This is a genomic window from Nocardia sp. CDC160, from assembly GCF_035818795.1.
In the GTDB taxonomy this organism is placed as follows: domain Bacteria; phylum Actinomycetota; class Actinomycetes; order Mycobacteriales; family Mycobacteriaceae; genus Nocardia.
The window spans coordinates 1,084,395-1,098,235 of record NZ_JAYKYT010000001.1 but is presented as its reverse complement, the minus strand read 5'-3'; the positions used below and the strand labels follow the sequence as shown (position 1 = coordinate 1,098,235).

9 protein-coding genes are annotated in these 13,841 nt (G+C 69.5%); 6 read left to right on the top strand and 3 right to left on the bottom strand.

Features of this window, described 5'->3' with window-relative positions; genetic code table 11:
• Window positions 1-9 precede the first annotated feature (9 nt).
• From VMT40_RS04870 to VMT40_RS04855, 4 genes are read left to right on the top strand one after another with little or no spacing between them, the layout of a single operon-like run.
• Window positions 10-1,389, top strand: a complete 1,380-nt coding sequence (locus VMT40_RS04870) for an ABC transporter substrate-binding protein (RefSeq protein ID WP_326356735.1) — start codon at window positions 10-12, stop codon at window positions 1,387-1,389.
• Window positions 1,386-2,252: an ABC transporter permease gene (locus VMT40_RS04865; RefSeq protein ID WP_326356734.1), complete on the top strand. Its 867-nt coding sequence runs from the start codon at window positions 1,386-1,388 to the stop codon at window positions 2,250-2,252. The genes VMT40_RS04870 and VMT40_RS04865 overlap by 4 nt, the downstream gene beginning before the upstream one ends.
• Window positions 2,249-3,010: an ABC transporter ATP-binding protein gene (locus VMT40_RS04860; protein ID WP_326356733.1), complete on the top strand. Its 762-nt coding sequence runs from the start codon at window positions 2,249-2,251 to the stop codon at window positions 3,008-3,010. Before VMT40_RS04865 ends, VMT40_RS04860 begins: the two co-directional genes overlap by 4 nt.
• Complete coding sequence (locus VMT40_RS04855) at window positions 3,010-5,706, top strand: fumarate reductase/succinate dehydrogenase flavoprotein subunit (protein ID WP_326356732.1); 2,697 nt, start codon at window positions 3,010-3,012, stop codon at window positions 5,704-5,706. The genes VMT40_RS04860 and VMT40_RS04855 overlap by 1 nt, the downstream gene beginning before the upstream one ends.
• A gap of 3 nt (window positions 5,707-5,709) precedes the next feature.
• On the opposite strand, the gene VMT40_RS04850 is transcribed toward VMT40_RS04855, so the two are convergent.
• A complete protein-coding gene (locus VMT40_RS04850; RefSeq protein WP_326356731.1) occupies window positions 5,710-7,317 on the bottom strand; it encodes a DUF2207 family protein in 1,608 nt (535 codons plus the stop codon).
• Window positions 7,318-7,402: 85 nt separating this feature from the next.
• On the opposite strand from VMT40_RS04850, the gene VMT40_RS04845 reads away from it, so the two are divergent.
• Window positions 7,403-8,704 carry a neutral zinc metallopeptidase gene (locus tag VMT40_RS04845; protein WP_326356730.1) on the top strand — a complete coding sequence of 434 codons (1,302 nt, stop codon included), beginning with the start codon at window positions 7,403-7,405 and terminating at the stop codon, window positions 8,702-8,704.
• A gap of 24 nt (window positions 8,705-8,728) precedes the next feature.
• Here VMT40_RS04845 and VMT40_RS04840 read toward each other — a convergent pair whose 3' ends face one another.
• Window positions 8,729-10,024, bottom strand: coding sequence for an ammonium transporter (locus VMT40_RS04840; protein WP_326356729.1), 1,296 nt, complete (start codon window positions 10,022-10,024; stop codon window positions 8,729-8,731).
• Window positions 10,025-10,128: 104 nt separating this feature from the next.
• Entirely contained in the window at window positions 10,129-10,962 is an 834-nt protein-coding gene (locus VMT40_RS04835) for a hypothetical protein (RefSeq protein ID WP_326310124.1), read from the bottom strand.
• A 393-nt stretch (window positions 10,963-11,355) separates the two neighbouring features.
• Here VMT40_RS04835 and VMT40_RS04830 point away from each other — a divergent pair, with 393 nt between their 5' ends.
• Window positions 11,356-13,830, top strand: a complete 2,475-nt coding sequence (locus tag VMT40_RS04830) for a DNA polymerase III subunit gamma and tau (RefSeq protein WP_326356728.1) — start codon at window positions 11,356-11,358, stop codon at window positions 13,828-13,830.
• Window positions 13,831-13,841 lie beyond the last annotated feature (11 nt).

Below are 13,841 nucleotides of genomic sequence, written 5' to 3'. Positions count from 1 at the left end.
GGAACACCCATGAAGTACCGCCCCGCCCGACTCACCGGTGCGGCCATTGCCGCCGCTCTCGTCCTGACCGCGTCCGGCTGCTCGCTCGAGAACAGCGGCGGCGGTGACACCGTCAAGGTCGTCATCGGCTACCAGTCCAAGACCATCAATACCGTCACCGCCGGAACCCTGTTGAAGGCCAAGGGCTTTCTGGAGAATCGCCTCAACGCGCTCGGCGGCAAGAAGTACCGGGTGGAATGGCAGGACTACGACACCGGCGCGCCGATCACCGCGCAGATGGTGGCGGAGAAGATCGACATCGGCTCGATGGGCGACTACCCCTTGCTGATCAATGGCTCGCGCACCCAGGCCACCGAGCGCGCCACGACCGAACTGGTCTCCATCACCGGCTACAACCCCAAGGGCGCGCTGAACATGGTCGTGGTCGCGCCCGACTCCAAGGCGCAGTCGATCAATGACCTGGCCGGGCAGAAGATCTCGGCCAGCGTCGGCTCGGCCGGGCACGGCACCCTCGTCCAGGCGCTGACCCGCGCGGGCATCGATCCCAAGTCCGGGGTGGAGGTGCTCAACCAGCAGCCCCAGATCGGTTCCTCCGCACTGGAATCCGGCCAGGTGGCGGCGCTGTCGCAGTTCGTGGCCTGGCCCGGCCTGCTGGTCTTCCAGAACAAGGCCAAGTTGCTCTACGACGGCGCGGAACTGAACGTCCCGACCTTTCACGGCGTGGTGGCCCGGCGCGACTACGCCAAGCAGCACCCGGAGGTGCTCGATGCCTTCCTGCAAGCCCAGTTGGACGCCACCGATTTCCTCCACCAGCACCCCGTGGAGGCGGCGCGCACCGTCGCCGACAACGCCGGGCTGGCCCCGGAGGTCGTGTACCTCTACAACGGGCCGGGCGGAACCTCCTTCGACACCACGCTGAAGCCCGCGCTGATCTCGGCCCTCAAAGGCGATGTGCCGTACCTGAAGTCGATCGGCGACTTCGCCGACCTCGATATCGACACGTTCGTCGACCCGACGGCCCTGCGGCAGGCGTACCGGGAACGCGGTCTGAACTACGACGCCGAGGTGGCGAACACCGCCAACCCGCTGCCGGGCGCGGGCGGCGAACTGTGGCTGTCCGGCCAGGACACCACGCAGTCGGTCGCCGATCCCACCGCACTGCTGCGCGCCGTGAAACAGTCTCGGGCACAGGGGAAGACGGTGCGGGCCGCCTACGTCCCGGACGCCGAACTCGGTACCCGGTGGTTCGCCGACAAGTCCCTGTGGGTCCGCGACGGCGAGAACTACCTGCCCTTCACCACGGCGGCGGCCGCGCAGCGCTACCTGGCGCAGCACCCGTCGGGTGTCAGTGTCGGCTACGACCAGGCAGTGAGCGAGGTCCGGGTATGAGCGCCCCGGCCGTGACGCTCGAGGCGGCGGCTCCGGTCGTCGACCCGGCCCGGCCGGACGCGGTCCGTCCGCGCGCCGGGCGTGCGCCCTGGCGATCGCGACTGGTTCGCGCACTGTCGGTGCTGGTCGCCGTCGGTGTCTGGCAGTTGTTGACCGCCAACCACCTTCGACTCTGGGTGCGGTTCGACACCCTGCCCACCGTCACACAGATCGTGCGGGCCTTCCGGCATCAACTCGGCACCGACACCTACTACCTCGACCTCGGCCAGTCGCTCATTCGCATCCTCACCGGATTCGGGCTGGCGGCGGCCGTCGGCGTGATCACCGGTGTGGCACTGGGTCGTTCGCGCTGGTTCGCCGATATCGTCGGACCGCTCACCGAGCTGGCACGACCGATACCGGCCATTGCCATTGTGCCGGTGGCGATTCTGCTGTTCCCCGACGACGAGGCCGGGATCGTGTTCATCACCTTCCTGGCCGCGTACTTCCCGGTCATGGTCGCCACCCGGCACGCGGTGCGGGCGCTGCCGACCATCTGGGAGGAGTCGGTGCGGACCCAGGGCGGCACCCGCTGGGATGTGATCTGGCGAGTCGTGTTGCCCGGCAGCCTGCCCGGCGTCTTCGGCGGACTGTCCACCGGCATCGGCGTGGCCTGGATCTGCGTGGTGTCGGCCGAGATGATCTCGGGGCGGCTGGGTGTCGGCTACCGCACCTGGCAGGCGTACACCATCGTCGACTATCCGGGCGTCTTCGTCGGGATCATCACCATCGGCGTGCTCGGCTACACCACCTCGGCCGCCGTGGAATTCCTCGGACGACGGGTCACACACTGGCTGCCGCGCGGTGAGGAAGTCGCGAAATGAGCACCGCCGGAATCGGATTGACCCTCGACCGGGTCGCACTGTCCTATACGGGAGCGCCCGTGATCGACGACCTGTCGCTCACGGTGCGGCCCGGGGAGATCCTGATCCTCACCGGACCCTCCGGCTGCGGGAAGTCAACCGTCCTGCGCGCACTGGCCGGACTGCTCCGGCCCGACTCCGGACGAATTCTGGCCGACGGGGTCGAGGTGACCGGCACCCATCGCGATCGCGCGGTCGTCTTCCAGGACAACGCCCTGCTGCCCTGGAAGAGTGTGCGCGCCAATATCGAACTGGCCCTGAAGCTTCGAGGTGAGCCGCGCCCCGGACGCCGGGCACTGGCCGATCGCTGGATCGCCGAGATCGGGCTCACCGGCTTCGCCGACTTCCTACCCAAATCCCTGTCCGGCGGCATGCGCCAACGCGTGCAGCTGGCCCGCGGACTGGCGGGCGCGCCCCGCGCGGTCATGATGGACGAACCCTTCGGCGCGCTCGACGCGCAGACCCGAAACACCATGCAGCGCTTGCTGATCGACACCTGGCGCAGCCATCCCACCACCGTCGTCTTCGTCACCCACGACGTGGACGAGGCGCTGTCGCTCGGCGACCGCGTCGCGGTGCTGGGCCGGGCCGGTCAACCGCTGCGCGCGCTGCTGGACGTCCCGCGGCCCCGCGAAACGGGCGTCGACCGCACCGCACTGCGCACCGAAATCTTTGCCGCCCTGGATCATTCGGGCGAGCTCACGGAGGCAACGAACTGATGGATATCCCCGATCTCGCCGACACCACCCGCCTGGACTGCGATGTGCTGGTCATCGGCGGCGGCACCGCGGGCACCATGGCCGCGCTCACCGCCGCCGAGGCGGGCGCGAATGTACTGCTGCTCGAGAAGGCACACGTCCGCCACTCCGGCGCGCTGGCCATGGGCATGGACGGAGTCAACAACGCGGTCATCCCCGGCAAGGCCGAGCCGGAGGACTACGTCGCCGAGATCACCCGCGCCAATGACGGAATCGTCGACCAGCGCACCATCTATCAGACCGCCACCCGCGGATTCGCCATGGTGCAGCGGCTCGAACGCTACGGCGTGAAGTTCGAGAAGGACGCCTACGGCGAGTACGCGGTGCGCCGCGTGCACCGGTCGGGGTCCTACGTGCTGCCCATGCCGGAGGGCAAGGATGTGAAGAAGGCGCTGTACCGCGTGCTGCGGCAGCGCACCATGCGCGAGCGCATTCGCATCGAGAATCGGCTCATGCCGGTGCGGGTGCTCACCGAGAACGGTCGCGCCGTGGGCGCGGCCGCCTTGCACACGCGCACCGGCGAATTCGTGGCGGTGGGCGCGAAGGCGGTCATCCTGGCCACCGGCCCCTGCGGCCGCCTCGGCCTGCCCGCCTCCGGCTACCTCTACGGCACCTACGAGAACCCCACCAATGCGGGCGACGGCTACGCCATGGCCTACCACGCGGGCGCGGAGCTCTCCGGCATCGAATGCTTCCAGATCAACCCGCTCATCAAGGATTACAACGGCCCGGCCTGCGCGTACGTGGCCAATCCGTTCGGCGGCTACCAGGTCAACGCCCTGGGCGAGCGCTTCGTGGACTCCGACTACTGGTCCGGCCAGATGATGTCGGAGGTGAAGCGCGAGATCGAGTCCGCGCGCGGGCCCATCTATCTGAAGGTCTCGCATCTGCCCGCGGAGACCCTCGACGCGCTCGAGGGCATCCTGCACACCACCGAGCGACCCACCCGCGGCACCTTCCACGCCAATCGCGGCCACGACTACCGCACCCACGACATCGAGATGCATATCTCCGAAATCGGTTTGTGCAGCGGACATTCCGCGTCCGGAGTATGGGTGGACGAGCATGCCCGCACCACGGTCCCCGGGCTCTACGCCGCCGGTGACCTGGCCTGCGTGCCGCACAACTACATGATCGGCGCGTTCGTCTACGGCGACCTCGCCGGGGCGCACGCCGCGTCCACCCTCGCCGAGGTGCCCGCCCCCGCCGAACTGCCCGCCGATCAGCTCGCCGACGCGCACGAGCTCATCTACCGTCCGCTGCGCAATCCCGACGGGCCGCCCCAGCCGCAGGTCGAATACAAGCTGCGCCGCTTCGTCAACGACTATGTGGCCCCGCCCAAGACGGCCACCAAGCTCTCCCTCGCCATCGAGACCTTCGACCGCATGCGCGACGATCTCACCGCCATGGGGGCGCGCACCCCGCACGAGCTCATGCGCTGCGCCGAGGTCGGCTTCATTCGCGACTGCGCGGAAATGGCCGCCCGTTCCTCGCTGACCCGCACCGAATCGCGGTGGGGCCTCTATCACCAGCGGGCCGACCTGCCCGCCCGCGATGACGTCGAGTGGCGCTACCACCTGAACCTGCGCAAGACCGACGACGGGCGGATGGAGTTCCTGAAGCGGCCGGTGGCACCGTATTTCGTGCCAGTGCCCGGGCTGGACGACCTGCCTTCGGCCGACCCGACCGTCATTCCGGTGGCTCAGCCCGCCCTGGTCGGCACGCCGCCCAACCTGGGCGCGCAGGTGCGATCGCACGCCCCGGCCTCGGCGTCGGCCCCGAAAGACGTTGTCGCCCCGCGTATCGCGCTACTGCTGGGCCTGGACGCACCCGGCATCACCGAGTTGCGGCCCTTCCTCGCCGATGCCGATCCGCGCGTGCGCGCCACGGCGCTGTCCGTCCTGACCGAGAACACACCCGAAGGCTTCGCGGAGGAATTGATCGACGCGCTCGCCGACGAGGACGCGCAGGTGCGGCTGGCCGCGGTCGCGGGCCTGCGGGAACTGGCCGAAATCCTGCCCACCGCAACCGGTCTCGTCCGGCACGCGGATTCGCCGGATCCGATCGTGCGCGCGGCCGTGGTGGATCTGTCCCGCGCGCTTCGCTCCGGCTCCGCCGAACTCTTCGCCAAGGCCGCCGTCGACACCGACCATCGTGTCCGGGTCCAGGCGGTGCACGCCCTGGTCTCCCTGGACGATTGGTCCGCCCTGACCGCCGCCGCCCACGACGACAATCGCGAGGTCCGCATTGCCGCCGCGCGCGGGTTGGCCACCATCGGACTCGGCGGGGCCGACACGGTGCGCGCGCTCATCCGCGACCGAGATCCGCTGGTCCGGGCCGCGGCGCTCACCGCGCTGGCGCGCCTCGGTACGGAGGCCGATACCGCGACCTTGACTGCCGCCCTGGGTGATTCGGCCTGGCAGATCCGCGAGGGCGCGGCCCGCGGCCTCGCGGCGGTCGGTGCCGAGCTCGCCGCCGAGCCATTGCGCGCCGCCCTCGCCGATATCCACCCCGACATTCGCAAGGCGGCCGTGCTGACGCTGAGCACCTGGCCCGAATCCGCCGCGGCCCGCGCGGCACTGGACACCGCCCTCGCCGACAGCGATGCCGACGTGCGCGCCTACGCCCGGCGCGCACTGGCCGTGCACGCGGGCTGAGTCCTACGCCGCGTCCCTACCCGCGTCCCGGAACAAACCCTCCACCGCGGTAATGAAATACGGGAAGTGCGCGCCGAAACGGTGCAGTCGGCGATCGCCCTCGAAGCCGCCGAACCAGTACAGGCCCGGACTCCCGTCCGCCGTCGGGTCCAGGTCCCGGAAGGTGCGCACCCACTGGTCACCGCGCCGCGCGGCCACCAGGAAGGGCAGCGCCCGCGAGAAGACCGATTCCTGGTCGGGAGCCGGAATCTGCTGCGGCGCAAGCGCGTCCAGGCCTCGCACCATGGCGTTGACCTGGGCTGTCAGCTCCCGGCCCAGGGCCGTGCGCGCGGGCAGGTAGCGGGGGAGCAGCAGCGCCGCCACGCCACCCAGGGCGATGGCCACACCGACCAGGGCGTGCCGCTGCGGACCGAACGCCAGCGCCACGGTCGCGATCACGCCGAGGGCGAGCAAGGCCGCGCCGAGCCAGAATTCGAGGCCCCGGCGGGAGCGGTCGATGAACACCCCGGCCGCCACCGCGTCGTCGATGAGGGTGGTGCGCACCGCCTTCGCGTCGATCTGGCCGCGCCGCTGCGACAGCAGCACCGAATCGACGCCCTCCGGAATCAGGGCCGCGTACACCGCGCGCTCGTAGGCGGTCAGCTGCTCGTCCGGCGGATTCACCCGGGCGAAGCGCCAATCCGAATCGCCGACGGCGCTTACCCAGAGATAGTTGCGCACCGCCAGATCCACCACCGTGGACGCCATGTCGGGGACGTCCGCGTGGCCGTCGAGCAGCAGCCCGGCCGTGCTCGGCAGCATGCCGTCCGGCGAGGTGAACTGGACCCGATCACCCTGGCGCACCAGCGGATCCAACACCTCGGTACCGGTAGGAGTCGAGCGGCGCGACCACACCACGTATCCGGCCGCCGCGACCAGCGCCGCCAGCAGCACGCCGAAGGCGGCGAAGACGGGGCCGGTCACCGAGAACGCGTTGGGCGCGTTGTCGTCGCGGACATCGGCATTGGCCTTCACCGTGTTCGGCGGCAGCTGCAGCGTCACATCGAGAATGTCGCCCTTGTGCAGGTCCGTCTTCGACAAATGCGCGAACCCGTCCGGTTCGACGCGAATATCGGCGCAGTCCTGGGGATTTCCGGGCGGGCCAATGGTGCACTTGGTGACGCCCATGCGGAAACTCGGGCTCGAGACCGTCGCATTGATCGACGCCACATCGGTATTCAGCACGCCGGTCCACTGGAACACCTGCGCGCCCGTAGCGTCACTGACGGTGTTGTGCACCGTGTACTTGACGGTGGTCGACCCCGGGCGGGCGGTAATCGTGAACTGATCGTTGGCCACACCCGCCTCGCCATCGCCGGTCGCGGAGACGTCGGTGACCTGGAAATTCCGCTGCACCGACGCGCCGGTCTGCACCCGCAGCGGCAGCACCTGCCGAAATTCCCCGCCCTCGGGCACTTTCACGGTCTCGGTGATCCGCAGCAAACCGTCGTCGCCCAGATTCACCTCGGCGGTGATATCCACACCGTCCGCCTGTGCCCGCGCGGCCGGTGCCGCCACACCCGCCAGCGCGAGCAGCAGCGCGACGAGGGCGGCCCCCCGAAAAATCTGCATGACCGAGTACTCTAGCCAGCTTGCTATTCTTCCTCAGCGGCAAGTCGCAGGCAGGTTATCGCTGAGGAACGAGGGGGTGCGGGGGATGACTCGCCCACCGTCCGATCACGGACCCACGCCCCCGGGCCAGCGGCCGCCGGGAACGCCCCAGCCGCAGGGCAATCCGGCCTACCCGGCCTCGCCGCAAGGCTTTCCGGCGGTGCCGCGCCAGCGGCCCGGTACCCCGCAACCGAATTCGACACCGGCGATGCCGCCCGGCTATCCCCGCCCGTCCGGCACCCCGCAACAGCCGGGCCGCCAGGTCCCACCGCCGGGTTATCCCCAACGCCCCGGTTATCCACAGCAGCCCGGTGCCGCCGTCCCGCCCCCGGGTTATCCACAGCGCCAGGGCTTTCCGCCGCCCCCGGGCTACGGCCAGCCGCCCTACGGTCAGGCCGCACCCGGCTACCGCGCACCCATGCCGCCGCCCACCGCCGCCCCGCCGACCGGTGGTTTCCCGGTGGCCCGCCCCACCCCGGCGCGCCGCGGTCGGGTGGGAGCGCTGCTGGTGATCCTGGTCCTGGTCGTGACGGGTGTCCTGCTGCGCACCGCCGTCAGCACGGGCCTGCACTCCATCAACGCGGGCTCGACGGTCAAGACCACCTACTCCGGCGATTCCGGTGAGAACCGCGGTGTACAGGCGACTTCGGACAATCCGTTGCTCACCAACCCCGACTACACGCTGCTGCCCGCGAAATGCGCCTACACCCAGTGGAGTACGCAGGTCGAGGTCGCCCGCAAGTTCTTCCAGACGGCCGCCGACTGCCTGTACTCGGCGTGGAAGCCGTTGTTCGACAAGATGAATCTGCCCTTCGAGCAGCCGAAATTGAACGTGTCGGCCACTACCAGCGGCATCACTACGCTGTGCACCGGGAACAGCAGCAATTTCGCGGCCTTCTACTGCTCGGCGGATATGACCATCTACATGCCGATCAGCCAGCTGCAGACCGATCTATTCGGCAACAACTGGGTGGTCTACCTGTCGGTCTTCGCCCACGAATACGGCCACCACGTCCAGGCCCAGGCCGGAATTCTCGGCAAGGTGCACTCCCAGCGCCGGGACGCGGGCGCGCGCAGCGACCTTGGCCTCGAGTTGTCCCGCCGCACCGAGCAGCAGGCCCAGTGCTTCGACGGCATGTACCTGTCGTCCTCGAGCAATGGCGGGTCACTGTCCAGCGCCCAGATCGGCGTGGCCAAGAACGACGCCTACCACCGGGGTGACGCCCCCGGCGATATGCGCGACCACGGCACCGCGCAGAACATGGGCGACTGGTTCGTCGTCGGCTACGACAAGGACCGCGCCATGGCGTGCAACACCTTCAGCGTCCCGGCCAGCAAGGTCAACTGAAAGAATCAGTGCCAACCAAGCGCCTCAGTGCCCCGACGGCTTGCCGATCCGGCTCGGCGAATGCCCGTGCACGCCTTCGGCGTACGCGGTTTCGGCGTGCAGCGCGAAGTCCACGCCGCCGATCTCGTCCTCGCGGCTGACCCGGAAGCCGATGGCCTTGTCGATCAGCTTGCCCAACAGGAAGGTCACCCCGAAGGCGAAGGCCGCCACCGCAATCACACCCACGGCCTGCTTGCCCAGCTGCCCGAGCCCGCCGCCGTAGAACAGACCCTCCGGACCGCCGGTCATGACCGCGGCCGCCAGGAACCCGATCAGCAGGGTGCCCACGATGCCGCCCACGAAGTGCACGCCCACCACATCGAGCGAATCGTCGTAATTGCCCTTGAACTTCCAGCTCACCGCGAACGAACACACCACGCCCGCGACCAGACCCACGATCACCGCGCCGATGGTGTTCACCTCACCGCAGGACGGCGTGATGGCGACCAGACCCGCCACCGCGCCCGAGGCCGCGCCGAAGGTGGTCGGCTTGCCATCGCGGCGCGCCTCGACCACCAGCCAGCCCAGCATGCCCAGACAGCCCGCCACCAGCGTGTTCAGGAACACCGCTGCGGCAATCCCATTGGCCTGCAGGGCCGAACCGGCATTGAAACCGAACCAGCCGAACCACAGCAGACCCGCGCCCAACAGCACGAACGGCAGATTGTGCGGCCGCATGGCATCGGTCTTGAAGCCCACGCGCGGCCCGAGCACGATCGCCATGGCCAGCGCCGAAGCGCCCGAGGCGATCTCGACCACCAGGCCGCCCGCGTAATCCAGCGCGCCCAGCTTGTTCAGCCAGCCGTCCGGCGTCCACACCCAGTGCGCGATCGGGGCATACACGATCAGCGCCCACACCGGCACGAAGATCATCCACGCCGAGAACTTGGCGCGATCGGCGATCGCGCCGCTGATCAGCGCCACCGTCAGAATCGCGAAGGTCAGCTGGAAGGTGACGAACAACAGCTCCGGCACCGCCGCACCGGTTTTCGCGTCCACCACGTGCAGGGTGTCCGGATTGATCCCGGCGAGCCCGAAATGCCCGAGGTCGCCGATGATTCCGCCCGCCGCGTCGTCCCCGAAGGCCAGGCTGTAGCCACCTAGCAGCCACACCACCGCCACCAGCGGAATCGAGATGAAGCTCATCATCAGCATGTTGAGCACACCGCTGGACCGCACCATGCCGCCGTAGAAGATGGCCAGGCCGGGGGTCATCAACAGCACCAACGCCGTGGCGGCCAACAGCCAGGCCGTCGCCGCCGGGTCGAGGTGGGGTGTCATGCGGTAACTCCTTCCACGCGGATCGCGTTTCGTGGAAGTTACCGAATCCTCACGTTAAGGCGCTGTTACAAATATGCGAGTTTGGAAACCGTCCCGTAACAGCTCTAGCTGCGGGAACTCTTGACCTTTTTGGCCAGGGCGCGCAATCCGCGCGGGCCGGGCACCGGATTGCCGTCCTCGAGCGCCATCCACTCCGCGGTCACCAGCCACTGCTGCTGGGCGCGGGCATCGGCTGTGTCGTTGAACACCCGGCGACCCCGGTCGTCGCGCAATTCGTAGGCCAGCACCGACCAGCGCGGCGGGCGGCCGAGTTCGGCGACCTGATCGCGCAGATAGGCCGCGACCAGCGTGCCGATGGTGTTGACCGGCCGCAGCGAGACCCGGTTTCCATACCGCGCGGCGTGGAAACGCCTTCCGGCACACAGGGATCGGGGCGTGGCGTTGTAGGCGATCCAGCCCGCGCGCTGCGCGCGTTCGATCAGCCACAGATGCTTGATGGCCGTCGGCGGAATCTCGCCCACCCGATCGCGGATCAGGGCGATCACCGGCTCGGTCAGCAGAATGTCGCGACGAGTCGGACCGGTGCCGTGCGCGGTCCAGTACTCGTCGGTGAGTTTGGCCAGCACGCGCCCGAAGTCGTCGATGCTGCGCTGCGCCCGGCGGCCCAGCCGCTCGATGCGCTCGGCCTCGGCGCGCATGTCGTTCTGCACGATGAGGGTCTTGATCGCGGCCATGGTCGGAACCTGGCCGCGCTGGAGTAATTCCAGGATCGCACCCGCGGTGGCCGGATCGGCGGCGGCGGACACCGGTAGCGAATCACGCTTGATGTCGTAATCGTGCGGGCTGATGGCTCGACTGAGCAGACCGGCGGCGGCGGGGTCACCCGCGAATTCGGTGCTGGAGAGCCAGGCGGCGGCGATGACGTCATGCGACGGCACTTGGGCATTTCCTCCGGGAGATTTGGTTGTGCCCCGGTCGGGATGAGGGACCGGCCGGGGCAACCAACCTGATGAAGGTTTGGCTACCGAAGTTGCCGATGTCCACGGTAGCCAAACGATTGCGATCTTGCCGCATCGATTGACTGGATCGTTATGTCCGCTCTGTGGAGTTGAAACAGAACGTAAGTCTGTATCTGGTGACGTAGCAGATGAGGCGGGTTCGGCAATCCGGGTCTAAAGACACGCTGAGAATTTGCTGCGAAGATCAGCAGGGTTTGGAGTTCGGTCCGGTCGGTATCTACTGAGCCCTCGGAATGCATGTGATTTGCATCACAGTCCGGGTGGTCCGGCAGCGAATCGTTCCGTGTCGGTAGCGGCCGGTAACCTTCCCCCGTGGCTCTGTACCGGAAGTACCGACCGGCAACGTTCGCTGAAGTGGTGGGTCAGGAGCACGTCACCGATCCCCTGAGTACCGCGCTCGACACCGGGCGGATCAGTCATGCGTACCTGTTCTCGGGACCGCGCGGATGCGGCAAGACCTCCTCCGCGCGCATTCTCGCGCGCTCGCTGAACTGTGCGCAGGGCCCGACCTCCACGCCGTGCGGCGTGTGCTCGTCGTGTGTGGCGCTGGGCCCGGGCGGTTCCGGCAACCTCGACGTCATCGAACTCGACGCCGCCAGCCACGGCGGTGTGGACGACACCCGCGAACTGCGCGACCGCGCCTTCTACGCGCCCGCCGAATCCCGTTATCGCGTCTTCATCGTCGACGAGGCGCACATGGTCACCACCGCGGGCTTCAACGCGCTGCTCAAGATCGTGGAGGAGCCGCCCGCCCACCTGATCTTCGTCTTCGCCACCACCGAGCCGGACAAGGTGCTGCCCACCATCCGCTCGCGCACCCACCACTACCCCTTCCGTCTGCTCCCGCCCGCCACCATGCGCGGGCTGCTCGGCAAGATCTGCGATCAAGAGGGCGTGCAGGTCGAGGAGTCGGTGTATCCCTTGGTGATTCGCGCGGGCGGCGGCTCGCCCCGCGACAGCCTCAGCGTGCTCGACCAGCTGCTCGCGGGCGCGGGTCCCGAGGGCGTCACCTACCCCCGCGCGGTCTCGCTGCTCGGCGTCACCGACGTCGCCCTGATCGACGATGCCGTCGAGGCCCTGGCCACCGCCGACGGCGCGGCCCTGTTCGGCACCATCGACCGCGTGGTGGAGGCGGGCCACGACCCCCGCCGCTTCGCCACCGACCTGCTCGAGCGCCTCCGCGACCTGATCCTGCTGCGCGCCGTCCCCGATGCCACCGAGCGCAACCTGGTCACCGGCCCCGGCGATGTCCTCGACCGCATGCGCGCCCAGGCCGACCGCCTCGGCCCCGCCACCCTGGCCCGCCACGCCGAACTCCTCCACGAGGGCCTCGGCGACATGCGCGGCGCCACCAACCCCCGCCTCCTGCTCGAGGTCATCGCCGCCCGCATGCTCCTGCCTGCGGCCTCCGACGCCGAAACGGCCACTCTGCAACGCTTGGAGCAGCTGGAACGCCGAATCGCCACGGGCGCAATCCCGGCCACCCCGCAACAGGCCCAGGCCGCGCCGCAACAGGCAGCCACGACCCCGGCGTCGTCCGCGGCCGCCGCCGCGCCCCCGGGTCGTCGCGGTGCTGCCGCCCTGGCCGCCATGCGCGCCGAAAAGTCCGGTGAGCCAGCGGTTCCCGACGCCGAAACGGCACCCGCGCCGGTAGCCCCGGCACCGGCCGCCGTGCCGACGCCCCCTGATCCCGCGCCCGCCAGCAGCGCGGTCCGCCCGCCGGAGCTCAGCCCGGCCGTGGCTGCCCATCCTGCCGAGCGCGCTGCGGCGCAACAGATCTCGCCCGCGCCCGAAGCTGTTGCCACTCCGCCCGCAGCTGTGGACGTGGAAGTTCCGGCGGAAACGCCTGCCGCGCAGCAGGTTTCCGCCCCGGCCGAACCGGCACCCATCGAACCCGCACCCGCGGAATCGATTGCCCCGACAACCGCGCCCGAGCCGATCGCGGCTCCCGAGCCGGTCGTCGCACCCGAGCCGGTCGCGGAACCGATCGCGGCGGCTGCCGAGGAATCGCCGGTGAGTCAGGCCGCGCCCGTGGGCGATGCCGTGCTGGCCGAGATCGAGGCGGCGTGGGCGGATATTCGGGCCAAGGTGCGGGAGTTCGGGGCGGCGGTGCATGCGCTGTTGTCCGGGGCCAGTGTGGCGCGGGTGGAGGGGGAGACGATCGTCTTCGCGCATCAGCACGCGCCGCTGGCGCAGCGGCTGTCGCAGCCGCAGTACGTGGAGGCGGTGCAGTCGGCGGTCAAGGCCGTGTTGGGGCGTGAGCACGGGGTGAAGTGGGAGGTCGGCGGGGCCGGATCGGGCGGTGGCGCCGCGAAGGCGGGTGCGAGCCGAGGGCCCGCGGCACCGGCCGCGCCCGCCGCGCCGAAGAAGGCCGCGCCGAAGTTCTCCCGGCCGAGTCAGGCCAAGGCGGCCCCGGCCGCGCCGGTGGCCGAGCCCGCCGCGAGCGGGTGGGGCAGCTCACCCGCGCCCGCGACTCCGGCCGCCCCGCCCCCCGCGCCGTCGGCTCCGTCGGGTGGCGATTCGTCCGAGGCGAGCAACGCCCGGTTCGCGCCGCCCGAGGACGATATTCCACTACCTGACGGGCCGGACCTTCCCGATGATCCGGGGCCGGGGGACTACTCGCCGGTAGGTTATGACGGCGTCCCACCTGCTACTACGCCGGAGGAAGAGCGGGAGATGCTCGAGGAGTCGGCCAGGCCGGTGCCTCCGGAGGAGCGTCGCGACCCGGATGAGGTGGCGCTAGCGCTGCTGCGGTCGGAGTTGGGGGCCACACCTCTCGAGGGTTGACAGTTCGCCTG